Source organism: Streptomyces sp. x-19, assembly GCF_046549115.1.
Classification (GTDB): domain Bacteria; phylum Actinomycetota; class Actinomycetes; order Streptomycetales; family Streptomycetaceae; genus Streptomyces; species Streptomyces albulus_C.
Map to the genome: position 1 here is coordinate 54,340 of NZ_JAJPWK010000003.1, position 25,047 is coordinate 79,386.

Below are 25,047 nucleotides of genomic sequence, written 5' to 3' on the forward strand. Positions count from 1 at the left end.
TCGGATGACGAAGCCACCAGGTGCCGTATGCCCGGCGGCCGTGCAGATGCTCACACGCGGCCCCAGACAATAGACGAACGGCCGCGCACGGTCGCCTGCCAGAAAGCCTCTGAAGGCCCGGTTAATGGCATAGCTCTCCCCGGGGTGGCGATTTTCTCAGGCCAATGCGCGGAATTCTCTTTTGCCATAGCAGGTGACTACCCGGTTGGCAAGTGCGATGATCTTAGCATCACGACATCGGCTGAAGTCCAACAGAGATCTGTAACGTTCTGGCACCTGACGGAGATTCAACAAAGGTGCCCTTTGGGGACATTGGCTCCCGACACGCCTTCCCGACGCAACCGGTTGGGGCGCTTCCTGACGGTCCGCTAGCACCCCTGACCGCTGCGTAGCGCTCGCCGCGCAGCCCCGCGGCGTCCGCGACGAGGCACCGTCAACCGCCCTCGGTGCACGGGAAGTCGGCGACCGCGACGGCCGCCTCGGGACCGCGAGGGCGGGCCGGCGTCGTGAGCCGCGCAGCCGTCGGCGCACGGACCGCGGGCGATGGTCCCGCGGACCCCGTGCGCCGTGCCGACGGGCCGTCAGACCGACGGCGCCGCCACCGGTCCCTGCATCTGCTCGCTGATCCAGTGCAACGAATCAGCCATTCGCTTGATGTACGTGTGGCCGCTGTGCACGCCGTCCGGTATTTCGAAGAGCGTGGAGTGGATCGGCCCGCGGGCCCCGTTCGTGTACCCGCTGATGAAGCGCTTCACGTCCGGCACCGCGTCCTCCTTGCTGCCGAGCTCGAAGGCCAGGTAGACCTGCGGCCCGCCGCGCGCCACCAGTTGCCGCGCCAGGTGCCGCGGATCGTTGGCCAGCTCTTCGGCCGGGTGCCCCTTCCACAACGGCGAGTCCGGCGCGGTGTCCGGACCGTTGACGATCGCCGCCTTGAACCGCTGCGGCTCCTTGAGCACCGCCTTCAACGCCGCGAACCCACCCGACGAGGACCCCATGTACGCCCAGCCGTCCCGCGAGCCGTACGTGCGGAAGTTGGCGCGGGCGAAGTCCGGCACGTCCTTCGTGAGCCAGCTGCCCATCTTGGGCTGCCCCGGGATGTCACTGCCGTCGTAGTACGTCTTGCGCGGGTTGAGCACCGGCATCACCAGGATGAACGGCAGCGTCTTGCCCTGCTTCGCCCACTCCGCGAGCCGCTCCTCCAGCGCGAACGGCGCGTCCGTCCAGTAGTTGGCCGGGTACCCCCAGGCGCCGGGCAGCGCGATCAGCACCGGGAAGCCGCTCCGGGCGTACTGCGGCTGGGCGTACTGCGGCGGGACCCAGGCCCAGACGTCCCCGGTGTAGCCGGAGGCCCGACCGTGCCACTTGGTGTGCAGCACCTTGGTGCCGTCGTCCCCGGTCGTGCGGTAGGTGGTGAACACCGACCGGGGGCCCTGCGGCAGCACCGTCCGCGGCCGGCCGTTGACGGCGTCGGCGGCGTGCGCCCGCAGCCGCGGGACGTCCGACGAGTCGACGACGTCCTGACCCGGCCCCCCGCACGCGGTCAGCAGCCCCAGGGCCAGCACACACACCGCAGCTCTGACGCGCAGGGGCTTCATCGGGTCGATCTCCTCAGGCACTTGGGGCCGGCCGGGGCGCCACGGCGCCACCGCGAAACCGGTCGAAAGGCATCACTCTAAGAGCGACCCGTCCGCTGCCGAACGCCGACCCCGCCCTTCGTGACCTGGGGTTTACCGTTCTGTTTCATCACCAAGACGAACGCCCGCGTCAAGCGCACCGAGCACGTTTCCCCCTAACGGTGCACCCCTTCCGCTGTTTGCCCCACCGTCGCTTCTGGCATCGTGGGTCGCTCCTAGGAAAGTGCGCGGCGCTGTGCCGTGGTTGGGGATGACCGATGACCGCGTGGGCCGATCACGGGCCGCTGCCCGGCGTAGTGGGACGGGCAGTCGAGCACGAGCAGCTGACCGGACTCCTGGGCGGGGCCACACCGGTCACGCTCACCGGGCCGGCCGGGGTGGGCAAGAGCCTGCTGGCCCGCGCCGTCCTCGAAGCGCACGTCGCGACCGGCCCGCACACCGTCGTCCGGATCGCCTGCTGGGACGGGCTGACCGCGGACGAACTGCCCGGAGCCCTGCTGCGCGCGGCCGGACTCCCCCCGCACGGCACCACCACCGCCGCCCTCGCCGCGCACTGCCGTACCCGTCGCGCGATCGTCCTGCTCGACGACTGCGACCCGCTGCTCGACGCCTGCACCGACCTGGTCCGTCACCTGCTGCGGGCCGAACCGGAGCTGCGGATCGTCGCGACGGCCCGCCGGCCCCTGGGTCTGCCCGGGGAATGCGTCCTCGCCCTCGCTCCGCTGCCGGTGACCCTCGGCGAGGGCATCGCCGGGCCGGCCGTCGAACTCCTCGCCGCGCGGAGCGGCCCCGCCGCCCCGGAACTGCTGGTCGCGGTCTGCCGGGCACTGGAGGGCTGTCCGCTCGCGATCGGCCTGGCCGCCCGGCAGTTGGACAGCATGACGCTGGCCCAGCTGGCCGCCCGACTCGACGGCGAGGGCCCGTTGCACTACTCCGGCCCCTCCCCCACCATCCGCCACACGTCGCTGCACGCCGCGCACGCCGCCGGTTACGCTCTCTGCTCGCCCGTCGACCGTCAGGTCTGGGCCCGACTGTCGATCCTCCCCGGGGATTTCGATCCCTGGCTGGCCGAGTGCGTCTGTAGCAGCAGTGACGTTCCTGCAGCCGCCGTCGAGGACGCGCTGGAACGCCTCTGCACCGCCTCCGTCCTCGAACGCGTACGGGCGGCCGAGGGCGCCCCCGGCGCCGCCACCGCACTGCCATCCCGCTACCGACTCCCCTACGGAGCACGGCAGTTCGGGCGTACCCGGCTGCGTGCGACGGGCGACGAGGACGGGGCGCTGCGCCGGTTCCGACAGGCGTGCGCGGCGCTGGCGGCGGAGGCGCAGATCACCTGGCAGGGCACCGGCCAACAACTCGCGGTCCGCCTCGTCGAGGACGAGCAGCACCATCTCGACGCGGCGCTCACCCGGCCCCCGCTGGACTCCGAGGACGCCCTCAGCGCCCTGGAGATCGCGGTGTCCCTGTGGTTCCAGTGGGCGGCCTGCGGCTTCCGCCGCGAGGGTCGCGCCCACCTGGACCGACTTCTCCGCCGCTCCCAGGAGGACACCGCGCTCCGGGCCCGCGCCCTGTGGCTGGCCGGGTACCTCGCCGCCCAGGAGAACGCCCCCACCGCCGCGGAACCCCTGCTCGCCCAGGCGTGGACGGCGGCCGTGATGCACGCCGACACCGACGGCCTGGCCCGCATCGCCCATGCACACGCGGTGTTGGCGCTCTACCGCGAGGACACCACGACCGCCGTCGCCTGCCTGGAAGACGCCGCCCGGCACACCTCCCGCGACCCGTGGTTCGGGCCCGGCCCCGCCCACGGTTGGGCGCTGCTCGCCATCGCCGTCGCCCCGCTCGACGCGGCCCGGGCCCGCGCCGCCGCCCGACGCGCCTGGGAAACCCGCCACGCCGACAGCGACTTCTGGCTCCACTCGACGATCCTCTACGCCCACGCCGTCATCGAGCGCGCCCACGGCGACCCGGCCGCCGCCCTGCGGGCCTGCCGCAGGGCCCTGGTCGCGAAGAAGCTGATCGGCGACCCGCTCTTCGTCGCCGGCGCCCGCACCATACTGGCCGGTCTGCGCCGCGGCGTCCGCTGCGACCTCCCGGTACGGGGCCCCGGTGCCGGCGCGAGCCGCTGGTGGCGACGCGGCCCCTCCGACCCGCGCCGTCAGCCGTTCTTCTCACGCCCGCGCACGACCTCGTGACGGCTCGGCCGCCGGCCCGCACGCCCCGGCACCGTACGTGACGCGCCGACTGCGGTCGGGATGCGGGAGCATCGGGGCCGTCGCATGCTGGAAGGCATGAAACGTGCCCCCGTGATCGTGCATCCGCCGTCCACCGGTGGCCGCCGCGTCACGCTCTACGGACAGGACCTGGGCCGGGCGCTGCGGCCCGGCGACGTGGCCGCGATCCTGCGCCGCGCCGGGTTCTCCACCGCACGCTTCGCCTGGGACGACGCCGGCATCGTCGAATGGCGCGACGGCGGCCCGGACATCTGGCAGATGCCCTGACGGCAGGGAACGCGCGACGCCCCGGAGACCCTGAGGGTTTCCGGGGCGTCGCGTTCGTCCGGCGAGCGGCGGCTCAGTCGCGCGCCGTCGCGACGACCGGGGACTCCGCGGCCTTGGCCGCCTCGCGCGCCGCGGCGGCCTTCTTCGCGCGGTGCTTCATCAGGAGGAACGACCCGATGCCGAACAGCACCGCGGCGAACAGGCCCCACATCGAGAAGCGCTTCAGCCAGGGCTCGGCGACGATGCCGACGGTGTAGATCAGCGCGGTCGTACCGCCGGCCCAGATGATGCCGCCGAGGACGTTGGCGATCAGGAACTTCCAGTACGGCATCTTCAGGACGCCGGCGAGCGGGCCGGCGAAGATGCGCAGCAGCGCGATGAAACGGCCGAAGAAGACCGCCCACATGCCCCACTTGTCGAACTTGGACTCGGCCAGCGCGACGTGGTCGGGCCCGAAGTGCTTGGGGAACTTCCGGCCGGCCCAGGTCAGCAGCGGCTGGCCGCCCTTGCGCCCGATCAGGTAGCCGATGGAGTCACCGATGATCGCGCCGGCGGAGGCGCAGGCACCGAGCACGAAGGGGTCGATGTGGTCCTGGGTCGCGGCCAGGATGGACGCGCTGACGAGGACGATCTCGCCGGGCAACGGGATGCCCAGGCTCTCCACCCCGATGACCAACCCCACGAGCAGGTAGACGCTCAAGGCGGGTACCGTCGCCAGCCATTCCTGGATGTGCAAGGCCGCTTCCTCCGCTGGTGTAAGGCCCCCGTGGGCCGTGCCCGGTGCGCGCGACACCGATCAGTCGATCCCCTGACGCGCCGTACCAGCGCGTCCGGGAAGCGTACTCGATCGGGTGCTCCCGACCACGAATGCGAGCGCGGGCGGGTGCATCCGCGCACCCGCCCGCGCTCGGGACCGCCCGCCTGCCCGCACCGGGGTCAGTTGTTGGGGCGCAGCGTCCAGACGATCGTCATCTCTCCGGTGACCGCGCCGTCCTTGTCGCGGGTGATCTCGACCTTCACCGGGAACTCCGGGCGCTCGCCGGCGTCCAGCTCGGCGATCACCTCGGAGACCGGCCGGCCCAGCACGGCGGTGGCGGTGACCGCGCCCATGGCGAGCTTCTTGTATCCGATCTCGGCGCCCACCGCCAACGGCACCGCACGGCCCAGTTGGTCGCCGAAGGCCGTCATCACGATCGCGCCGCTCGCCGACTCCGCGAGGGTGAACATCGCGCCTGCGTGCGGGCCGCCGACGTGGTTGTGGAAGTCGGGCTGGTCGGGCATGCGGACCACGGCGCGCTCGGCCGTGGTCTCGGTGAACTCAAGGTTCAGGGTGCGGACCATCGGCACGGATGCCGCCATCATGTCGCCGATCGACGGCAGGGACTCAGAGGACATGGCACCATGTTACCTAGCGGTAGCTTAGCTGTGAAGTGGTCACCTCGTCCCCTCCCGCCTCGACCGGACCACCGCGCCCAACACCCCACCTAAAACTAGGTGTTCCCGCTCACCGACCCCCATATCGTGAACGCCCATGACCACACGGGGGCACACCCGACAAGCCGAGCACGCACCGTTACGCCCGCCGCCTCGTCCACCCCTCCGAACCCGCCCCGCGCCGCCCCCACGCCAGCGGCCCCCGCTCCCCTCGAACCGCCTGAACCCCCCGGGCCCCCGGCGCCCCCTGAGTCGCCCCGACCGACGGGACCACGTCCGATGACGGCCCGCGCACTCCCCCCGGGGCGGAACTTCGTCCTGCTCAGCGCCGCGACGATGATCGCGGGCCTCGGGAGCAGCGGAGCGCTGATCGCGACCTCGTTCGCCGTGCTCGGCGCCGGCGGCTCGGCGACCGACGTCGGACTGGTCTCCACCGCCCGCATGGTGCCGCTCGTCCTCTTCCTGCTGGTCGGGGGCGCGGTCGCCGACCGGTTCCCCCGGCACCGGGTGATGGTCGCGGCGAACAGCGTCAACTGCGTCTCCCAGGGCCTGTTCGCCGTCCTCGTCCTGTCCGGTACGGCGCATCTGTGGCAGATGGCGCTGCTGGCGGCGGTCGGCGGCACGGGGCAGGCGTTCTTCGCGCCGGCCTCCGAGGGCATGGTCCTCGCCAGCGTGACCGGCGAACAGTCCAGCCGCGCCTTCGCGCTGTTCCGCGTCGGCGTGAACGGGGCGAACATCGGCGGCGCGGCCCTCGGCGGCGCCCTGGTGGCGGCCGTCGGCCCGGGCTGGGTGCTGGCGATCGACTCCGCCGCCTTCGCCGTCGCCGGCGCACTGCGCGCCTTCCTCGACGTGCGCGGCATGCCGGAACGCGACCCCGCCGAGGGGGTGCGCACGGCCCTGCGGGAAGGCTGGCGCGAGGTCGTCTCCCGACCCTGGCTCTGGGCGATCGTGGCGCAGTTCTCCCTCGTCAACGCGATGGTCATCGCGGTGCAGTCGGTCTACGGGCCACTCGTCGCCGAGGACCACCTGGGCGGCGCCGGCCCGTGGGGCCTGGTGCTGGCCGCCTTCGGCGCCGGCACCGCGAGCGGCGCCCTCCTGATGACGCGCCTCAGGCCGCGCCGACTGCTGTTCACGGGCAGCCTCTGCGTCTTCCCGTTGGCCCTCCCGGCCGCCGCGCTCGCCGTCCCGGTGCCGATCGGTTGGCTCGGCGCCATCATGTTCGGCACCGGAGTCTCGGTCGAGGTCTTCGCGGTGACCTGGATGGTCGCACTCCACCAGGAGATCCCCGAGGAGAAGTTCTCCCGGGTCTCCTCCTACGACTGGCTCGGTTCGCTGGCGATGGTCCCGGTGGCCACGGCGTTGGCCGGTCCCGCCCAAGAGGCAATCGGCCGCACCGCCGCCCTGTGGATCTGCGCCGCCCTCATCGTGCTCCTGACGGCCGCCGTCCTCTGCGTCCCCGACGTCCGCCACCTCACCCACCGCCGCGAGACCTCCGCACCTTCCCCCACGCCTCCCTCTCCCCCTACACCTGTCACGAGAGACTGAAGGCCCCGTCCGGGGGGACGGGCGACGGGAGGGCTTCGGTATCGGGTACGGGGCGTGCGTCGGCGATCAGCCGGCGCAGCGGTGCGCCGTGTTCGACGCGCGCGGGGAAGACGTCGGCGGCGGTGCGGCGGGCCAGGGCGGCGACCGGGAGTTCCTCGTGCGAGGCGAGCAGCACCGCGTTGCCGAACCGGCGGCCGCGGAGCACCGACGGTTCCGCGATCAGCGCGAGGTGCGCGAACACCGTGGTGAAGTTGGCGAGTTGACGGCGCAGGAAGTCGAACGGGGCGCTGTCCGCGAGGTTCGCGGCGTAGCAGCCGTGCGGGCGCAGGGCACGGGCGGCGGCGCGCGCGTACTCGACCGAGGTCAGTTGTGCGGGCACCCGGGAGCCGCTGAAGACGTCCGCCACGATCACGTCGACCCCGGCCTCCGGCGCCGCGTCCAGTGCCGCCCGGGCGTCCTGGGCGTGCAGCGCGATTCCGGAGCCGGCGGGCAGGGGGAGGTGCTCCGTCACCAGCGCGAGCAGCCCACGGTCGGCATCGATCACGTCCTGACGCGAGTGCGGGCGGGTCGCGACGAGGTACCGGGGCAGGGTGAGGGCGCCGCCGCCCAGGTGCAGCACGTCGAGCGGTTGCCCCGGGGGCGCGGTCTCGTCCAGGACGTGCGCGAGCCGGCGGACGTACTCGAACTCCAGGTGCGTGGGCTCGTCGAGGTCCACGTACGACTGCGGGGCGCCGTCCACCGTGAGCAGCCAGGCACGGGGGCGGTCGACGTCCGGGAGGAGTCGGGCCATGCCGCAATCCACCGGGCGCGTCACGGGCACCGGGTCGTCGGCGGGACGGGAGGTCGGGGGTTGCGCGGGGGCCTGGTCGTCCGACGGGGCAGCGCCGGCCGCCGGGGCTGCGGCCGTCTCCGGTGATTCGTTGTGCACGGTGCCATTGTGACGGGCGAGGTACGAGCGTCGTCCGGGGCGGGGTGCGGGCATCGTTCCGTCCAGGGTGCGGGCACCGTCCCGGGCGGGGTGGGAGCGCCGCCCGGACAGGGAACGAGCGCCGCCCCGGGGGGGCTGGTGGTTCCCGGGGGAGGGCCAGTGGTTCAGGTGGTCCAGAGGGCGCGGACCTGTGCGGCGTGGGTGGCGGACTGGCGGCGGCCGGCGCGGGCGGCGTCGGCCCGTTTGGCGGGGTCCAGGATGTTGCGTCCGAAGGCCGACCGGGCGGCACGGTCGGGGGTGATCACGTGCACCCGGGCGCCCTTTCCGGCCAGCCGCGCGGCCTGGATGCGCGGCGCGACGATCGGTCCACCGCCGGTCGTGATGGGGGCGATGACCACCACCCGGTCGTACCCCGCGGCCAGGTCCGCGTTGGCGCTGGAGTGCACACCGCCGTCCACCCACCGCCTTCCGTCGACGGTGACGGGCGGGTAGACGGCCGGCACCGCGCAACTGGCGCTCACCGCGTCGAGGAGCGGCACGCCGCTCGCGCTGTCGAAGGCCGCGCGGTTCCCGGTCGCCGCGTCCACCGCGGTGACCAGGAGGTGCCGTGCGGGCCAGGTGTCCACGACCAGGGTCCGGGCGATGGCCGCCCGGTGTTCGGCTTCCGGTGCGGTGCGCGCCGCCAGCGCGAACCGGCCCATCCGCGCGCCGAACGCCGCCGCGTCCCGGGAACGCAGCGCGGCGGCCGCGAAGCGCGCGAGCACCGCCGGTCCGATCCGAGCACCGGTCGGTCTGCCGGCCGGCGCGGCGAGTTGGCGGGCGTAGAGCTCGTCCAGCGGGTGCGGGCGGGAGGTCAGCTGCGCGCCGACGATCGATCCGGCGGAGGTGCCGATGACGACGTCGGCGTCGGTGAGGTCGGCGCCGGCTTCCGCGAGGCCGGCGAGGATGCCGACCTCCCAGCCGATGCCGGTGAGTCCCCCACCGCCGAGGACGAGTGCCGTTCTCGACTCGGGCATGCGTTGTCCCTTCCAGGTTGGAGCCGGCCGCGCCTACGATCCGGCGGGACGCCGCCATCGGGCCTCGCCCCGGCCACCGGCGCCGTCCCGCCGGATCGTAGGCGCGCGCGACGAAGGAGAACAGGGGCACGGGCGGCAACCTGGACGGGCGCGCGGAGGAACGAAGGCAGGGGCGCGCACGGTCGGGGCCCGCTCGGACGGGATCGTCCGGGCAGGCCCCGGTGCGGTGGGGCGCTCGCCGGCAGCGGCCCCACGGTCAGCGGGGACCGCGGCCCCGTCGACGCCCGCTCACTCCAGTACGGTGCGGACGGTGCCCGCGCCGACCGTCCGGCCGCCTTCGCGGATGGCGAAGCCGAGGCCCGGCTCCAGCGGTAGTGCACGGCCCAGTTCGACGGTCGCGGTGATCGTCTCGCCGGGGCGGGCGACGGCGCGCTCGCCGAGGTCGAGGGCGCCGACCACGTCCGCGGTGCGGAGGTAGAACTGCGGGCGGTACCCGGTGGACAACGGCGTGCGGCGGCCGCCCTCCTCGGCGGAGAGGAGGTACGCCTCGGCGGTGAAGCGCCGCCGCAGGGTGATGCTGCCCGGAGCGGCGACCACGTCGCCGCGGCGGACGTGCTCGCGGTGCAGGCCGCGCAGGAGCAGCGCGACGTTGTCGCCGGCCTCGGCGGATTCCATGGGCTTGCCGAAGGTCTCCACGCCGGTGACGACGGTCTGCAACGCGTCCGCGCCCAGTACGGCCACCTGGTCGCCGCAGCGCACCCTGCCGCGTTCGACGGCCCCGGTGACGACGGTGCCGCGTCCGGTGATCGTCAGCACGTTCTCCACGGAGAGCAGGAACGGCGCGTCCACGTACCGTTCGGGCACCGGGACGTAGGTGTCCACGGCGTCCAGCAGGGCGCCGATCGCGTCCGTCCAGCGCGGGTCGCCCTCCAGGGCACGGAGTCCGGAGACCCGTACGACGGGGAGGTGCTCGCCGTCGTAGCCGTGGGCGGTGAGCAGTTCGCGGACTTCCAGTTCCACCAGGTCGGTGAGGTCCGGGTCGCCCGCGTCGGCCTTGTTGAGCGCGACGACGACGTGCCGCACGCCCACTTGCTTGGCGAGCAGGACGTGTTCGGTGGTCTGCGGCATGATCCCGTCGAGCGCGGAGACCACGAGGATCGCGCCGTCCAGTTGGGTCGCGCCGGTGACCATGTTCTTGACGAAGTCGGCGTGGCCGGGCATGTCGACGTGGGCGTAGTGCCGGGTGTCGGTCTCGTACTCCACGTGCGAGATGTTGATGGTGATGCCGCGGGCGGCCTCCTCCGGGGCCCGGTCGATGCGGTCGAACGGGACGAACGTGCCGGTGCCCCGGTCGCTGAGGACCTTGGTGAGGGCGGCGGTGAGGGTGGTCTTGCCGTGGTCGACGTGGCCCATCGTGCCGATGTTCAGGTGCGGCTTGGTGCGGACGTATGCCGTCTTGGGCATGGTGTGCTTCCTCGCAGGAATGCGGTGATGACGGCGCCTCGGCGCCGTGGGGACCCCTGGCCCGCTCCGACCCTCCCCCTGCGGGGTCCGCCGGACGATCCGGAGAGGGTCAGCGTCGCGCGCCGTGTGCCGCGGCCGCGGCGAGGAGTGCGGCGGCAGCCTTCGGCGCGTCCGCGGCGGTCACTGCGACCGCGGACGGCATCGGGAGGAAGGCGTGCCGGAACATGCGTCCATGGTGCCGGGACGCCGGTCGGGCGTCGAACGATTTACGGTCGGGGGGCGTGGCGGTGCCGGATGTGTGGCGTTCGGGCGTGCGGCGTCCGCCCCGGTTCGTGGTCGTGCGGCCCGGATTCCGGCGGTCCGCCGTACGCGTCGGTTACGCTCCCGGGATGCCCGCCCCCGCCGCCACGTCCGACGGCCTCGCCGCACGCTGCACGCGTGTGGTGTTCTCCCCCTGGTCGCGGCTGGCCCTGCTGCTGGTCCTGTTGGCCGCCGCCGCGACGACGATGCTGTTGTGGCATCCGCAGCGGCTCCTGGCCGGCGGCTGGACCGCGCAGTGGTCGGGGCCGACGGCGCTGGTGGGCTTCACGGTGGCGTACGGCGTGTGCACCACGGCGTTCGTGCCGCGGCCGGTGCTCAATCTGGCCGCGGGTGCGCTGTTCGGCAGTCAGTCGGGGTTGGTCACCGCGCTCGCCGGTACGGTGCTGGGCGCCGGGTTGGCGTTCGGGCTGGGGCGGCTGTTGGGGCAGGAGGCGCTCCGGCCGTTGTTGCGGGCCCGGTGGTTGGCGGCCGCGGACCGGCAGTTGAGCGAGCACGGGTTCCGTTCGATGCTGGCGATCCGGCTGTTCCCGGGTTTGCCGTTCGCGGCGATGAACTACGCCGCCGCGGTCTCCCGGATGCGCTGGTGTCCGTACTTGCTGGCCACGGCGTTGGGGAGCATTCCGAACACGGCGGCGTACGCGGTGGCGGGCGCGCGGGCGTCGACGCCGACGTCGCCGGCGTTCCTGCTGTCCATGGGGTTCATCGCGGTCAGTGGGTTGGCGGCGGTGGTCGTCGCCTGGTGCAAGCGCAAGGCGCTGCGCAAGGGGTGAGCGGCCGTCAGCACGCGCCCGGGTCAGGACGCGGACGGGTCATGAGGCGGGCGGCGGGTCATGAGGCGGGGGTGTCCGCGCGTGCGGCGATGTGGTGCGGGGCCGCCGGGGGTTCGGTGCCCAGGGCGGGGTCGGGTCGCGGGGCGCCCCAGGTCGTGTGGAGGGGCAGGACGCCGGCCCACAGGCCCAGTGCGGCGTCCGGGCCGTCGCCGTCGTCCGGGGCGCCGGTCCTGATCTTCACCGATGCCTCGTCTAGGGAGAGTGCGAGGAGTGCGGTGGCGGCCAGTTCCTTGCGGTTGGGCCGGCGGGCGTAGTCCCACTGGCCGGGGGCGCACTGCTCGGTGAGGCAGCGCAGGCCCGCCGTCTTCTCCTCGTCGTCGGTGACCGGGCGCGGTACGCCGTAGATCATCGCGCTGCGGTAGTTGACGCCGTGCTCGAAGGTCGAGCGGGCGAGGACGAGTCCGTCGACGTGGGTGACGGTGACGCAGACCTCCGTGCCCGGGGAGGAGGCGAGGCTGCGGCTGGCGACCGAGCCGTGGAAGTAGAGGGTGGTGCCGTCCGAGCCGTAGACGGTGGGCATGACGCGGACGGAGCCGTCGACGGTCACGCCGAGGTGGCAGACGAAGCCGGCCGCCAGGATGGCGTCGAGTGCGGTGCGGTCGAGGCTGCCTTGCTCGCGGAGTCGGCGGTGCCGGGTCCGGTCGGTCTCGGTCAGGGTGCGGTCGGGGCCGGGTATGGATGCGGTAGTGGTGGTCTGCGTCATGGGGGTCTGCCTGTCTGCTCTGGGCTGGTGCGCCGCGGGCGGGTGCTCGCGGCGCGGGCCTGGTCGCGGCTGGGTACGCGAGCGGGCAGCCCAGCGGGACTGCCCGTCAGAGTAACGACTTCATAATATTCAAGCCAGGTATTTCACTGAATTCGTTGTTGACGAATCCACTGACAACTAATTTCGTATATCGCGCGCAACACGGCACCGTACGGCGTTCGGCTTCGTCAGGAGCTGAGGTGGTACTGGGCCCATGGCTGGTGGGCCGGTGCGGGCTCCTCGTGGGCGAGGGCGATGGTGCCCCAGGGAGCGAGCGCACTGTCCCAGTCGGCGCCGAGGGCGGTGACGTCGGTGACGGGTTCGTTCGGGGGCATCGCGCCCGTGTACCAGGCGGCGGACGTCATGGGGTGGGCGGCGGGCACACCGTTCCAGGTCGTCGACTGCTGGGCGGGGATGGTGTATTCGGACTCATGGACGTCACCGGGGCCGCGCCGGTGACGGCCGGCGTAGGTCTCGGCGGAGCCGGGGTAGAAGCGCCCTTGGGCGGAGAGCTGTTGGGCCCGCGCCATCAGGCGACTGAGGTCGAGGCCGAACTCGACGGCCAGCTCCCTGAGGTCCACACCGGTCTGCCAACTGCCGATCAGCACCGCGTCCATGGCGGGCGACCAGTTCTGGTCCGGTGCGAAGCCGGTGGCCGCCGCGCCCGTCGGGCGATTGCCGGTCGGCGGTGGAGCCGCGGTGGCAGTGGGCTGGACCGGGGCACAAACGTCGGCGCCGTAGTCCGGTACCGGATCCTCCGGCTCTTTGGGTGGTGTGCGGGCGGCGTTGGAGAGCAGTTCTTCGGCGACGACGCGGGCGTCGTCCTTGCCGACCGTGCGCCGGGCGACCCGCACTTCCCGCTCGTTGAGCCCGAACAGGCCGGCCACCGCGCCCGTGCTGCCCACCGTCAGGGCGAACGCTGCCAGGACGCGGGAACGGTCGGCCTGCGCCTCGTCAAGCCTGGCCTGCGCTTCCCGGACACGTTCATCGCCCAGACAAAACGCTTCTGCCAGTACGGCGTTGCGGTCCCACAATTCTCTCGGATCCATACTCAGACAACGCCGCTTCCGTCGGAGGTGATCCGATCTGTCGCTGCAAAGCACCCCAAAGCACCCATCGAACCACGAGATGACAATCACGTCGTAGCTCAGTCGACAATCACGTCGTACTCCGGGCGGGCCCCTCCCGGGCGAGAAGTCGAGTGTCAGTGCGGCGCGTTACCTTCGAAATCAGCGGGACGTGTCGCCGGCCGGCGGCTCGTACCGGTCGTTCCGGCGGGCGGGGGTGGTACCGGATGTGCGGGTGGCGGGTGGGGGTGCCCGGCCGGCGGCTCGGTGCGGAGGTCGCTACGGCGTGTCCGGGTGGGGCAGACCGATGGGATTCGGGAAGGGGAGTACGTCCGCGGCCAGGATGCGGCGGACGACCGGGTGCAGGAGCTCCAGCAGGTGGTCGGCGGCCGCCGGGGAGAGGGGACGGAGGAGCCGGGCGGCGAGACGGTCGGTCTCCGCCTCGATGCGGGTGCGTTCGTCCTGGCCGTGGGCGGTGGCGTTCCCGTGCACGTCGAGGAGGTCGCGGCCGCGCAGGCGGTCCGCGGCGGCTGCCCACTCCCCTTCGGTCCAACCGCGGTCCTCCCGCATGGCGCCCTCCGGCACCCGGCCGGTGGCGGCGGTGAGGACGAGCGCTTCGCAACCGTCGAGTTCGCGGTCGGCCAGCGCGGCGAGGTGGGCCTCGCCGCGGAACTCCCGCAGCGCGGTGGCGAGTTGCCAGAGTCGTTCGACGGGGTCGGCGTGGTCGCAGAGTGCGCGGTTGGCGGCGAAGAGCGGGCGCGCGGTGTCGGGGGCGGCGTCGACGAGCGCCTGGAGCCGGGGCAGCAGGGCGGTGGCGGGCCGGTCGAGGTCCGGGGCGATGGTGCGCAGGGCGCGGGCGGCGCGGGTGCCGCGTTCGTCGAGGACGTGGGCCGGACTGACGGTGCTCCAGGCGGCGGGCAGCGCGCGGGCCACCATGCCGGGGGCGAAGACCCCGAGGACTGCGGTGGCGGCCGCGGGTTCGATGGCGCCCAGGGGTGCGGTGCGGGCGGCGAAGTAGCCCATCCAGAAGCCCCTGAGGCCGAGGGACTTGCCCAGGGCTCGGCAGTCGTCGTCGAAGTAGCAGACGGCGTGCAGCGGTTCGGTCATCAGCCAGAGCGATCGTGCTCGCTGTGCCGCGGGCGGCTCCATGGTCTGCTCCTCGGACGGCTACGGGGCGGGCGACGGGCCGGCGGGGCGGCCAGACCGCCGGTCCGGGGCGACCTTCCGGTGGCTCCGCGCGCGTTCGCGGTGGGTGGCTCCGCCGCCTCGCACGCTATCGCTGTCCGGGCGGAGGCGCAGGGAAGCGTGGAGGACGGGGCCGGGCAGAGGGGGCCGGCATTGACGTGCCGCGGGTCACCGAGGGCAACGAACGCCGTCGGGCAGCCGGCGCGGTATGGCGGCGAACGCGGTCGCGCGGCGGGTGCGACGCGGGCGGGGCGGGGCGGGCCAAGGGGGCGCGGGCCGATCGGCTCCCGGTGATCGATCTGCGGGGGCGGCTCACCGGCTCCCGACCGAGGGAGACGCGGCACGGCGGGGCGGCACGGCGCCCGTCCGGCCGATCGGCGCGGCGACACCGGTTCCGGCGGGGAAGGTGTGGCCGGTCGGCCGGCGAGTGCGGTCCCGGCGGCGTCACGACCGTGGCCTGGCGCACGGCCGGGTCCAGCGCGAGCACGGGGGTGCTGCCAGGGGGTGCCGCCGGGGCGGCCGCTGCGTCAGGGGCGGCCGCCGGCTCCGAAGCCGGAGTCCCACGCGAAGAGGTGGGTGCAGGCGGGGCACTGGAGGTGGAGCAGGCTGCCCTTGTTGGACAGCAGGTAGCGCCAGTGGTCGTCGCAGGTGCGGCCGGCGCGGCAGGTGCCGCAGTCCTGGTGGTCCTCGCAACGGGGGCAGGGCACCCAGGCGCGGCGGCCGATGTCGGCGGTGGGGTCGATCGGCAGCATGCTCACCCCTGCCCGGCGGCCGGCAGCACTCCGGCGGCGACCAGCATGGCGTAGGTGGCCTGCTGGTCGGCGTCGAGACCGGAGTAGAGGAGCCGCTGGGCCTCCGCCTCGTCCTGCATCACCGCGACGGGGTCCCAGTCGTCGCCGAGCGCGGCGAAGACTTCGGCCCGGCGCCAGGCTTCGTGACCGGCGAGGTCGAGTTCGAAGGTCCCGTGGGTGCGGTCGTCGGAGATCCCGGTGACGCAGGATATGTCGGCTCCGGTGCTGGTGGGGCTGGTGGGGTCGGTCATGCTGCGCTTCCTGTACCACTAGCGGACGATTCGGGGCGAGTACCCCTGATCGGACGTGTTTAGCAAGTGGGACGGACTTGAGGAAGCGTCAATCGGAAAGACCCTCCGGTTAGGCGTCGGGGAGGCCCGCGGAAGGGCGGAATATCGGGGTCGGGGCGCAGACCCGGGCGGCCGGGGGTGACGGATGTCATGCCCGGCCGGGCGCACTGCGACCCGCCACCGGGACCGGCCGGGGCAGGGCGCCGCCGCGTCGGCGCAGGCGATCCACTCCCGGCCGTGGCCGGCTACGGGGTGTCGGCCGTCGCGTCCGACCGGGGTGCGGGGCGGGGCGGCAGGCGGCGGACGGCGACCGCCGCCGCGTCGTCGGCGAGGCGGCCACCGGTGTGGGCGAGGAGGTCTGCGCGCAGGCGGCGCAGTACGCCGGCGGGGCTGCCGTCGCTCCAGGCACCGGCCCGTTCGGTCAGCGGGTAGAAGTCACCGTCGGCGTCGCGCGCCTCGATCACGCCGTCCGTGTAGAGGAGCAGCAGGTCACCGGGGTGGAAGGGGAAGGTCTCCACGTCGTAGTCCGGTGGGCCGGCGAGGGCGCCGAGGCCGAGGGGGAGGGCGTGCCGCCGGGGATCGAGGACGTGGACCCGGCCGTCGCGCAGGAGGAGGGCGGGCGGGTGTCCGCAGCTGATGGTGCTCAGCTCGGGACGCCGGTCGGGGATGTCGAAGAGGGCGACGGTGGCGAACGTTTCCTCGGCGTCGGGCGCGGGGTCGGGGCCGGCCGGGTCGGCGTCGTCGGCCGAGGTCGCGACCCCGGCGGCGGGTCGCGCGGGGGCCGTGGCCCATTGGCTGGTGTCCCAGCGGACCGCGCCGTCGAGATGGCGGGCGAGGCGGGGCAGCGTGGCCTGGCGGTGGGCCGCCGCGCGGAAGGCGCCGAGGATGAGCGCCGCGTGACTGTAGGCCGGGAGGCCCTTGCCGCGGACGTCGCCGACGATCAGCCGGGTGCTGGCCGCGGTCCGCGCCGCGGCGAAGAGGTCGCCCCCCATCTCCGCCTCCTCCTCGGCGGCGAGGTACAGCGAGGCGAACTCCAAGTCCCCACTGCGTTCCGGCAACGGCCGCAGCAGCACCTTCTGCGCCACCGCCGCCACCGAACGACTCCGTGACAGCCGCCGCTCGTTGCGCTCCCGCACCATCGTGAACAGGAACACCAACCCCGACACGACGATCAGGGCACTGATCTGCGTGTAGAGGTTCTCGGTGAACAGGACGCCGCGGGCGAGGCCGATGCCCACCTGGGCGGCGACGGCCAGGGTGCCGATCGCCGCGGTCGGGCCAGGGCCGGCGAAGGCGGCGGTGAGGGCGGGGGCGGCGACCAGCAGCGGACCGAGGTGGATGTCCGGGGGTGTGAGGACGTCGGCCGCGCAGACCGCGACGATCAGCGCGATCGGGAAGAGCAGCAGGGCGTGGCTCGGATCCGGTCGTTGGCGCAGCCGCGTCAGCCGTGGGAAGGGCATGCATCATGGTTGCACTCGAACGAGACAAATGCCCGGATAGTCCGGTTTCCGCGGGCTTTCCCCACGCGCCGAGGTCGGCGATCGGGGCCGCCCGGCGCCAGCCGGTCACCAGCGCGCCCGGCGCACCCTCGCCGCCGCCCCGCCACCCCGGTGCCGTTACTCGACGACCAACTCGACGTCGATGTTGCCACGGGTGGCCTTCGAGTAGGGGCAGAACTGGTGCGTCGCCTCGACGAGCCGCTGCCCGGTCTCGCCGGCCAGGGCGTCCGGGAGTTCGACGCGCATGACGACGGCGAGGCCGAAGCCGGTGTCGTCCTTGCCGATCGAGACCTCGGCGGTGACCGAGACATCGCTGGTGTCCAGCCCCATCTGGCGACCGACGTTGGCCATGGCGCTGGCGAAGCAGGCGGCGTACCCGGCGGCGAAGAGCTGCTCGGGGTTGGTGCCGGCACCGTCGCCACCGAGGGCCGGGGGCAGGGCCAGGGCGAGATCGAGTTGGCCGTCGGAACTGACGGCCCGGCCCTCGCGACCGTTGGCGGTGGCGGCGGCGGTGTACAGCGCGTCCATGAGGGGTCCTTTCGCGTGGTGGACGGGGGCGCGGGGCGCGCCCGGCCCGACGGGGAGCGGGGGCCGGTCGGTCGCTCCGGCCGGAGACCACAGTGACACGTAATTGAGTTGTGCGCAAATCAATTGCGCACAACTCAATAGCGTCGGGCGTTAACCTGGGTCCATGACCACACCCCCGGCTTCCGACGCAGAGCTCCTCCGCCTCGACCACCAGGTCTGCTTCTCGCTGCACGCCGTCTCGCGGGCGTTCGGGGGCGTCTACCGGGAGGCGCTGAAGGAGCTGGGGCTGACCTACCCCCAGTACCTGGTCATGCTGGTGCTGTGGGAGCACGGCCCGGAGCCGGTCAAGGGCATCGGCGAGCGGCTGCGGCTGGATTCCGGCACGCTCTCGCCGCTGCTCAAGCGCCTGGAGGCGGCAGGGCTGGTACACCGGGAACGCAGCCCGGAGGACGAGCGGTCGGTCATCATCCGCCTCACCGGGGCCGGTGAGGAGCTGCGCGAGCGGGCACTGCCGGTGCCGCGCCGGATGCTGGCCGCCACCGGACTGACCGTCGACGAACTGCGGACGCTGCGCAGTCTGTTGGGTCGGGTCACCAGCGCACTCGACGAGGGCTGAGGACACCGCCGGGCGGGTGGACGTTGCGGCGGACACCGCACATCCGCCGCGCGGCAACCCGTACCCCGCGGCATGTTCGGGCGTTAGACACCGAGCCGTTCCGGGTCGTTCCTGCCGCCCGGAAGGGGGCCCCTCCCCCACTCCAGTGCGCCCATCACCCCATTGAGCTACCAAGGTTGGGGGGCGCACGGGACAAAGGCGTATAAAGGGTGGCCAAACCAGCCGGAGCCACCGGCGAAATTCCGCCCAGGACACGGTTGGCAGCATCGCCTACGAACAGCGGAGGAGCGCCACGTGAATGCGGCAGAAGTTGTCAACGCCTTGCTGGAAGAGCGGTTCGGGGTCGCACGCGGGGAGGTGACCGCGGACACCCCACTGCGCGACCTGCGGCTGGATTCCCTGGCCCTGGAGGAGCTCCGGGTCCTCATCGAGGAGCAGCTGGAGATCGATCTCGAAGAGGTGTCGCTGACCTCGCGCGACACGGTGGGACAGCTGGTGGCGGCCATCGACGGCAAAGTCGCGGCGTGACGGCCCGCCAGAAGCCGTTCTCCGCGGCCGTGACCGGATTGGGCCTGGTGTCCGCGGCCGGAGTGGGGACGAAGGCCACCTGGCACTCCGTCACCCACGAGGTGACGCCCACGAACGTGTCCCAGCAGGCCGAACTCGCCGATCTGCCCTGCGACTTCATGTACACGGCGGCGGACCTGGACACCACCGCGCTGCTCGGCGTGGCCACCCAGCGCCTGATGGACCGGTTCTCGCAGCTCGCGGTGATCGCCGCCCGGGAGGCGGTCGCCGACGCCGGGCTGGATCCGCTGAGCTGGGACAGCAGCCGGGTCGCGGTGGTGATCGGGTCCGCCCACGGCGGGCTGCCGTTCTACGACCAGCAGAGCGCGGCGATGGCCGGGCACGGCGCCCGGCGGGTCTCCCCCAAGCTCGCCCCGTTGACCGTGATCAACAGCGCGGCCAGCAGCGTCTGTATGGACCTGGGGGCGCACGGCCCCAGTCTGGGCGTGGCGACGGCCTGCTCCTCCGGCACCGTCGCGGTGGGCACCGCGCACCAACTGCTGCGCGCCGGGGCCTGCGACATCGCCATCACCGGCGGTGCGGAGTCGGTGCTCTCCCGGCTGCTGATCGCCAGCGCCTGCCAGATGAAGGCGGTCTCCACCCGCCGGGAGGATCCGACCGCGGCCTGTCGCCCGTTCGACGTGGAGCGGGACGGATTCGTCGTCGGGGAGGGGGCGGGGTTGCTGGTGTTGGAGCGGCCCGAGCACGCCCGGGCCCGGCAGGCGCCGATCCGGGCGCGGATCGCCGGCTACGGGTCGTCCAGTGACGCGTATGCGGCGGTGGCACCGGATCCGGAGGGGCGGGGCATCGAGCGGGCGTTGCGCACCGCGTTGACGGACGCCGACGTCCGGCCCGGTGACGTGGGCCACGTGAACGCGCACGGCACCTCGACGGTGCTGAACGACCGCATCGAGGCGGAGGTGTTGCGCAGGGTGCTCGGCGAGCACCCGTTGGTGACGTCGACGAAGGCGATGACCGGGCACACGTTGGGCGCCGCGGGCGGGATCGAGACCGCGTTGACCGTTCTGGCTCTGGAGCAGCAGTTGGTGCCGCCGACGGCCAACCTCACGGTGCCCGACCCGCGGATCCCGGTCGAGGTGGTGCGGGACGCGGCGCGGCCGGCGGCGTTCGACTGTGCGGTCAAGACGTCACTGGGGTTCGGGGGCCACAACGCGGCGCTCGTCCTGACCCGCGGCTGACCGCCCGAGCGTGCGGGGTCCGGACGTGCCGGGCCCCATCGAGCCTCTCCGAGAAGGAAGCAGCCATGTCCGAGGAAGTGATCCGCTCCCTGTCGGTGCGCGGGGTGTCGTACGCGTACCGGGTGCTGCGGCAGCCGGGGCGGTGCACCGAGCCCGTCCTGGTGCTGGGCGGTGCGTTGCAGGGGATGTTCGGCTGGCCGCAGCTGGAGGACCGGTTGGGGCCGGTGGCGGAGGTGGTGACCGCGGACCTGCCCGGGATGGGCAGCGCCGATGCGTTGCCGCCGGGACCGAGCGTCGACGTGCTGTGCGCGGCGATCCTGGGGATCATCGACGACCTCGGGGTGCCGCGGATCAACGTCTTCGGCTTCTCCTACGGGGCGGGACTGGCCTTCGGGTGCGCCCGGCGGTTCCCGGAGCGGATCGCGCGCCTGGTGCTGGGCGGTGTGCCGGCGCACATCACCGAGGAGCAGGTGGCGCACTGGCGGCGGGCCTCGGTGCACCTCGGGGACGGGGACACTGACACCTTCGCCACGATGGTGGCCGAGGGGCTGCTGTGCCGTGACGAGAGCCGGCCGGTCGCCCGGCGGGAGCTGGCGTACCGCTACGTGCGGCGGGCGATGTTGCAGGCGGCGTTGCACTCGCCGCACGCGGTGGATTCGCTGCAGCGGGCGCTGACGGACCGGCCGGACTTCTCGGGGGGCCTGTCCGGGATCCCCACGCTGGTCTTCAGTGGTGAGCACGACACGGTGACGGAGCCGTCCCGGCAGCGGGATTTCGCGGCGACCATCGCGGGCAGTCGCTTCCTGACCGTTCCCGAGGCGGACCACTGGGTGGTGCTGGAGCGGCCCGAGGAGGTCGCGGACGTGGCGGTGCGGTTCTTCACGGACCGGCCGGTGGAGGCCCCGGCCGGGCCGGGCGCGGCCGGTGCGGGGGCGGTGGCCGATCCGGCGTGGGCGTGAGGGGCGGACCCGGGCGGCGACGGACCGTGGCCGGGTGACCGCGTAGGGGCGGGGTCGGGGGTGCCGCAGTGGGCTCCCCCGGCCCCGTCGGGCTGTGAGCGGGGCCACAAACGACCGTGTCCGCGGGGGCTCTTGAGGGCCCCGGGCGGTGATGCCGGGCACGCGACGTACGTCACGTACGACCGGGGCTAGTCGATCCCGGGGCGGCGCGGGCCGCAGATTCCGGGCCGCAATACGGACATCTCGCCCGAACGCACGAAGATGGGTAGTACACGGCATCATTGCCACCATCCCGGGCCGGCGCTAACCATGTTTCTCGTAACGCCGAGAGCCTGCGGACTCCGCCAGAGCGGTGAGCGCGGCACTGACCCTCGGACCCCGAGACGCCACCGATGGCCATCTCCCCCTGCCACCAAGCCCTGGAAGAGGTCACCTCCGCATGCCTATGCCCCACTTCTCCCTGCCCCGAACCGCCCGCCTCACCCGCACGCACAAGATCTCCGCGGCGCTGGTGGCCTCCGCGAGCTGCGCAGCCGCCCTGGCCATGACCGCGGCGCCGAGCAACGCCGCGGCGCCCGCCGCGCACGCGTCGGCCGTGGTGAAGCCGGTCAGCGCCAACGGCCTGCCGGTCGCGGCGAAGGACAAGGCGACCACGGAGCAGAACCACGTGGTCACCGCGTCGGTGGCGGACCACCTGAAGGTGACCGCGCTCGACAAGCAGGGCCACGCCGCGCAGCAGGCCGCCAACCGCTCCGCGGAGCGTACGGAGATCGCCAAGGAGGCGCCGAAGGCCGCCCCCAAGGCCGCCGCGCCGAAGCAGTACGGCAACAACCTCGACGGCTGGATCCGCGAGTCCCTGGACATCATGAAGTCCAAGGGCATCCCCGGCAGCTACGACGGCCTGCACCGCAACATCATGCGGGAGTCCAGCGGCAACCCCAACGCCATCAACAACTGGGACATCAACGCCCGCAACGGCATACCCTCCAAGGGCCTGCTGCAGGTGATCCAGCCCACCTTCAACACGTACCACGTGTCGGGCACGCCGCACGACCTCTACGACCCGGTGGCCAACATCACCGCCGCCGCCAACTACGCGGCGCACCGCTACGGCTCCATCGACAACGTCAACTCCGCTTACTGAGGCGGCTTTCCGCGCCGGGACTCCGTGACGGAGCACCCGGCCGGGACCTCGCGCCCCTGAGGCGCCCCCACGCCAACGGCAATGGCCCTGCCCGCACTTCGCGGGCAGGGCCATTGCCGTTGGCGTGGGGCGTCAGTAGATGTGGCTGTGGCGCGAGGGGCCGCCGAAGAGGACGTCCAGGAGGTGTCCGGCGAAGCGCAGGCCCGCGCGCTCCTTGGGGGTGAGGTGGCGTGCGTGACGGCCGTGCCGGTGGTCCTGGTGGTGGTCGGCGGGGGCCGCGGCGGCGACACCGGTGGTGAGGAATCCCGCGACGAGCAGGCCGCTGAGCACGACGGTGGTGCGACGGAACATGAGCACTTCCCTACGGTGAGTGGCGGTTGTGCGTGCTCCCACTCTCGGGGACCCGCGGCGCCGCCGCCCTGCGACAGCCCCGACGCTGCTACGGATGGACCAGCGGTGCCGCCGCATCGATGAATCCAGGGGGCGCGGCCCGCTCCCGATGCGCCCGGGGTCGCGAAGTGCGGGGCTGCGATGGCCAATTCGGGGTGTGACCCAGGCAACTCGCAAGGGGTTCCGGAGGGGCTTTCGAGGGCCCCGGCAGGTGACGCCCGGCACGCGACGTAGGTCACGTACGAGCCCGCCTAGTCGTTGCCGGAGCGGTTCCGGCCCACGAACGCGGGGTTCATAAACGATCATTACGGACATCATCGACCATCTCACGAAGAACGGTAGTACAGGGGGGCATTGCCACCCGCCGGGTCGGCCGTTAACTATGGATCCAGTCGCACCGAGAGCGCGCCGCACCCCCCGCCCCAAGGGCGAACGCGGCACAGAGCCTCCGGTTCGAACGCGCCAACGATGGCCGCCTCCCCGTAACCCGCACCTGGAAGAGGTCACCCCCGCATGCCCAGTTTCACCCTGCCCCGCGCTGCCCGGATCGCCCGCATCACCCGCACCCACAAGGTCGCCCTGGCCGTGCTCGCCGCCGCCGGCGCCACCACGGGCCTCGCCGCCACCGCGGCCCCGAGCACCGCCGCAGCCACGGCCGCGCACGCCCCCGCCGCGGTCGCTCCGGTGAACGCCAACGGGATGCCCGCCAAGGCCGACAGCGCCAAGGTCGAGCGTCCGGTCGCCGCCTCCGTCGCGGACCGCATCAAGGTCACCGCGGTCGCGAAGCAGGGCCACACCGCCGAGCAGGCCGCCAGCCGCTCCGCCGACCGCCCGGCCGCGCCGAAGAAGTACACCGACAACCTCGACGGGTGGATCCGCCAGTCCCTGGACATCATGAAGTCCAAGGGCATCCCCGGCAGCTACGACGGCCTGCACCGCAACATCATGCGGGAGTCCAGCGGCAACCCCAACGCCGTGAACGGCTGGGACGTCAACGCCCAGAACGGCATACCCTCCAAGGGCCTGCTCCAGGTGATCCAGCCCACCTTCGAGACCTACCACGTCGCCGGCACCGCCGATAAGCTCACCGACCCGGTGGCCAACATCACCGCCGCCGCCAACTACGCGGCGCACCGCTACGGCTCCATCGACAACGTCAACTCGGCGTACTGAGCCACCGTCGATGACGGACGAGACATCCGACCCGGCAGGGTCGCCATAGAAGCTGGCGAAGCGGCGACATGGCGCGTTCGCCGCCGAGCGGAGAGCGGGTCCCGGCACTGCCGGGGCCCGCTCGTCTCGTGCCACGGGCGCCGTGCGACGGCGCCGCGAATGCCGCCGGACGGGTGAGATGGCCCGGCCGGACGGCGGACCCCGGACCCATCCAGTCATGGAACCTGGCATTTCAGCGTATAAGTCATTTCATCGGCAGAACCATGCTCAAAAGCTGCCGAAACTGACTCAACCGAAGTCCTTCGGAGGCACGCGATGCCCTTGCGCAGATCCGCACCGGCCCGGCGGACGGTCCCCCTTGCGGCCGGCTCACTCGTCTCACTCGTCACCGTGCTCGCCCTGCCGCTCACGCTGCCCGGCACCGCCCTCGCGACGCCCGAGGTCGCCAAGACCCCCGCCCACCCCGAGCAGGACTGGATGGGGTCGACCATCGCCGCGCACGAGGGCATCGAGCAGGCCGCCACCTCGGAGCCGCGCGGCGCCTGGCCCCGGAAGTCGGTGGCCGGCGTCGACGTCTCCAGCCACAACGGCAAGGTCGGCTGGGCGAAGCTGCGGCACATGGGCGTGCGCTTCGCCTACGTCAAGGCCACCGAGGGCACCAGCTACAAGAACCCGTACTTCACCCAGCAGTACCGGGGCGCGTTCAACGTCGGCATGATCCACGGGGCGTACCACTTCGCGCTGCCGGACCACTCCAGCGGTGCCACGCAGGCGCGGTACTTCGCGCACCACGGCGGGGGCTGGTCGCGGGACGGCCGGACGCTGCCGGGGGCGCTCGACATGGAGTACAACCCCTACGGCGCGACCTGCTACGACAAGAGCCACGGCGCCATGGTCAGTTGGATCGCCGACTTCGTGCGCGCCTACCGGGAGGAGACCGGGCGGGACGCGGTGATCTACACCTCGACCAACTGGTGGAAGCGGTGCACCGGCAACTCCAGCCGGTTCGGCGGCAGCAACCCGCTGTGGATCCCCCGTTACGGCTCCTCCGTCGGGTCGCTGCCGGGCGGTTGGCGGTTCCACAGCATCTGGCAGCACACGTCCTCGGGACACACCGTCGGTGACCACAACCGGTTCAACGGTCCCCTCAGCAGGCTGAAGGTGATGGCCTACGGCGCGGACGACGACGACTGAACCGGCGGAGAAAAGGAACAGGCGTACTGG

General features: G+C 72.8%; 25 protein-coding genes. 11 read left to right on the top strand and 14 right to left on the bottom strand.

Going from position 1 to position 25,047, the window contains the following annotated elements:
• Positions 1 to 581: 581 nt before the first annotated feature.
• Positions 582 to 1,595, bottom strand: a complete 1,014-nt coding sequence (locus tag ACLJT4_RS08870) for an alpha/beta hydrolase (RefSeq protein ID WP_411121763.1) — start codon at positions 1,593 to 1,595, stop codon at positions 582 to 584.
• Between the two features lie 296 nt (positions 1,596 to 1,891).
• Here ACLJT4_RS08870 and ACLJT4_RS08875 point away from each other — a divergent pair, with 296 nt between their 5' ends.
• Entirely contained in the window at positions 1,892 to 3,829 is a 1,938-nt protein-coding gene (locus ACLJT4_RS08875) for an ATP-binding protein (protein WP_411121764.1), read from the top strand.
• A gap of 96 nt (positions 3,830 to 3,925) precedes the next feature.
• The gene (locus tag ACLJT4_RS08880; protein WP_411121765.1) at positions 3,926 to 4,135 is read left to right on the top strand and encodes a hypothetical protein; all 210 of its coding nucleotides are present in this window, start codon (positions 3,926 to 3,928) and stop codon (positions 4,133 to 4,135) included.
• 73 nt (positions 4,136 to 4,208) lie between these two features.
• Here ACLJT4_RS08880 and ACLJT4_RS08885 read toward each other — a convergent pair whose 3' ends face one another.
• Complete coding sequence (locus ACLJT4_RS08885) at positions 4,209 to 4,871, bottom strand: DedA family protein (protein ID WP_411121766.1); 663 nt, start codon at positions 4,869 to 4,871, stop codon at positions 4,209 to 4,211.
• A gap of 200 nt (positions 4,872 to 5,071) precedes the next feature.
• Positions 5,072 to 5,530: a DUF4442 domain-containing protein gene (locus ACLJT4_RS08890; RefSeq protein WP_016574199.1), complete on the bottom strand. Its 459-nt coding sequence runs from the start codon at positions 5,528 to 5,530 to the stop codon at positions 5,072 to 5,074.
• 318 nt (positions 5,531 to 5,848) lie between these two features.
• Here ACLJT4_RS08890 and ACLJT4_RS08895 point away from each other — a divergent pair, with 318 nt between their 5' ends.
• Entirely contained in the window at positions 5,849 to 7,114 is a 1,266-nt protein-coding gene (locus ACLJT4_RS08895) for an MFS transporter (RefSeq protein ID WP_411121767.1), read from the top strand.
• Here the strand turns inward: ACLJT4_RS08895 and ACLJT4_RS08900 are convergent.
• From ACLJT4_RS08900 to tuf, 3 genes are all read right to left on the bottom strand, one after another.
• On the bottom strand, positions 7,101 to 7,904 hold the full coding sequence (locus tag ACLJT4_RS08900) for a spermidine synthase (RefSeq protein ID WP_411122340.1): 804 nt from the start codon (positions 7,902 to 7,904) through the stop codon (positions 7,101 to 7,103). The two genes, ACLJT4_RS08895 and ACLJT4_RS08900, sit on opposite strands and share 14 nt — an antisense overlap.
• Positions 7,905 to 8,206: 302 nt before the next feature.
• Entirely contained in the window at positions 8,207 to 9,058 is an 852-nt protein-coding gene (locus ACLJT4_RS08905) for a patatin-like phospholipase family protein (RefSeq protein WP_411121768.1), read from the bottom strand.
• A 288-nt stretch (positions 9,059 to 9,346) separates the two neighbouring features.
• Positions 9,347 to 10,522 (bottom strand): elongation factor Tu, encoded by a 1,176-nt coding sequence (tuf, locus tag ACLJT4_RS08910; RefSeq protein ID WP_411121769.1) that lies wholly within the window; start codon positions 10,520 to 10,522, stop codon positions 9,347 to 9,349.
• A 389-nt stretch (positions 10,523 to 10,911) separates the two neighbouring features.
• On the opposite strand from tuf, the gene ACLJT4_RS08915 reads away from it, so the two are divergent.
• Entirely contained in the window at positions 10,912 to 11,613 is a 702-nt protein-coding gene (locus tag ACLJT4_RS08915; protein WP_037633874.1) for a TVP38/TMEM64 family protein, read from the top strand.
• Between the two features lie 58 nt (positions 11,614 to 11,671).
• Here the strand turns inward: ACLJT4_RS08915 and ACLJT4_RS08920 are convergent, their stop codons facing one another.
• The 7 genes from ACLJT4_RS08920 to ACLJT4_RS08950 form a co-directional block, all read right to left on the bottom strand.
• Entirely contained in the window at positions 11,672 to 12,376 is a 705-nt protein-coding gene (locus ACLJT4_RS08920; protein WP_411121770.1) for a pyridoxamine 5'-phosphate oxidase family protein, read from the bottom strand.
• Positions 12,377 to 12,603: 227 nt separating this feature from the next.
• The gene (locus tag ACLJT4_RS08925) at positions 12,604 to 13,464 is read right to left on the bottom strand and encodes a hypothetical protein (protein WP_411121771.1); all 861 of its coding nucleotides are present in this window, start codon (positions 13,462 to 13,464) and stop codon (positions 12,604 to 12,606) included.
• 297 nt (positions 13,465 to 13,761) lie between these two features.
• Positions 13,762 to 14,631, bottom strand: coding sequence for an SCO6745 family protein (locus tag ACLJT4_RS08930; RefSeq protein ID WP_411121772.1), 870 nt, complete (start codon positions 14,629 to 14,631; stop codon positions 13,762 to 13,764).
• Between the two features lie 563 nt (positions 14,632 to 15,194).
• Positions 15,195 to 15,419 carry a hypothetical protein gene (locus ACLJT4_RS08935; protein ID WP_016575302.1) on the bottom strand — a complete coding sequence of 75 codons (225 nt, stop codon included), beginning with the start codon at positions 15,417 to 15,419 and terminating at the stop codon, positions 15,195 to 15,197.
• 2 nt (positions 15,420 to 15,421) lie between these two features.
• Positions 15,422 to 15,709: a DUF6400 family protein gene (locus ACLJT4_RS08940; RefSeq protein WP_411121773.1), complete on the bottom strand. Its 288-nt coding sequence runs from the start codon at positions 15,707 to 15,709 to the stop codon at positions 15,422 to 15,424.
• Between the two features lie 284 nt (positions 15,710 to 15,993).
• Positions 15,994 to 17,208, bottom strand: coding sequence for a PP2C family protein-serine/threonine phosphatase (locus tag ACLJT4_RS08945; protein WP_411121774.1), 1,215 nt, complete (start codon positions 17,206 to 17,208; stop codon positions 15,994 to 15,996).
• A 156-nt stretch (positions 17,209 to 17,364) separates the two neighbouring features.
• Positions 17,365 to 17,775: an organic hydroperoxide resistance protein gene (locus tag ACLJT4_RS08950; protein ID WP_411121775.1), complete on the bottom strand. Its 411-nt coding sequence runs from the start codon at positions 17,773 to 17,775 to the stop codon at positions 17,365 to 17,367.
• Between the two features lie 163 nt (positions 17,776 to 17,938).
• On the opposite strand from ACLJT4_RS08950, the gene ACLJT4_RS08955 reads away from it, so the two are divergent.
• The 5 genes from ACLJT4_RS08955 (at position 17,939) to ACLJT4_RS08975 (ending at position 22,260) form a co-directional block, all read left to right on the top strand.
• Positions 17,939 to 18,391 (top strand): MarR family winged helix-turn-helix transcriptional regulator, encoded by a 453-nt coding sequence (locus ACLJT4_RS08955; RefSeq protein ID WP_411121776.1) that lies wholly within the window; start codon positions 17,939 to 17,941, stop codon positions 18,389 to 18,391.
• A gap of 294 nt (positions 18,392 to 18,685) precedes the next feature.
• The gene (locus ACLJT4_RS08960; RefSeq protein ID WP_411121777.1) at positions 18,686 to 18,919 is read left to right on the top strand and encodes an acyl carrier protein; all 234 of its coding nucleotides are present in this window, start codon (positions 18,686 to 18,688) and stop codon (positions 18,917 to 18,919) included.
• Positions 18,916 to 20,157, top strand: a complete 1,242-nt coding sequence (locus ACLJT4_RS08965; protein ID WP_411121778.1) for a beta-ketoacyl-[acyl-carrier-protein] synthase family protein — start codon at positions 18,916 to 18,918, stop codon at positions 20,155 to 20,157. Before ACLJT4_RS08960 ends, ACLJT4_RS08965 begins: the two co-directional genes overlap by 4 nt.
• A gap of 65 nt (positions 20,158 to 20,222) precedes the next feature.
• Positions 20,223 to 21,116, top strand: a complete 894-nt coding sequence (locus ACLJT4_RS08970) for an alpha/beta fold hydrolase (protein WP_411121779.1) — start codon at positions 20,223 to 20,225, stop codon at positions 21,114 to 21,116.
• A 445-nt stretch (positions 21,117 to 21,561) separates the two neighbouring features.
• Positions 21,562 to 22,260, top strand: coding sequence for a transglycosylase SLT domain-containing protein (locus ACLJT4_RS08975; protein ID WP_411122341.1), 699 nt, complete (start codon positions 21,562 to 21,564; stop codon positions 22,258 to 22,260).
• A gap of 132 nt (positions 22,261 to 22,392) precedes the next feature.
• Here ACLJT4_RS08975 and ACLJT4_RS08980 read toward each other — a convergent pair whose 3' ends face one another.
• Positions 22,393 to 22,611 carry a hypothetical protein gene (locus ACLJT4_RS08980; protein WP_411121780.1) on the bottom strand — a complete coding sequence of 73 codons (219 nt, stop codon included), beginning with the start codon at positions 22,609 to 22,611 and terminating at the stop codon, positions 22,393 to 22,395.
• Positions 22,612 to 23,163: 552 nt separating this feature from the next.
• Here ACLJT4_RS08980 and ACLJT4_RS08985 point away from each other — a divergent pair.
• Both ACLJT4_RS08985 and ACLJT4_RS08990 read left to right on the top strand, forming a co-directional pair.
• The gene (locus tag ACLJT4_RS08985) at positions 23,164 to 23,823 is read left to right on the top strand and encodes a transglycosylase SLT domain-containing protein (protein WP_411121781.1); all 660 of its coding nucleotides are present in this window, start codon (positions 23,164 to 23,166) and stop codon (positions 23,821 to 23,823) included.
• 315 nt (positions 23,824 to 24,138) lie between these two features.
• Positions 24,139 to 25,017 (top strand): lysozyme, encoded by an 879-nt coding sequence (locus ACLJT4_RS08990; RefSeq protein WP_411121782.1) that lies wholly within the window; start codon positions 24,139 to 24,141, stop codon positions 25,015 to 25,017.
• Positions 25,018 to 25,047: the final 30 nt, after the last annotated feature.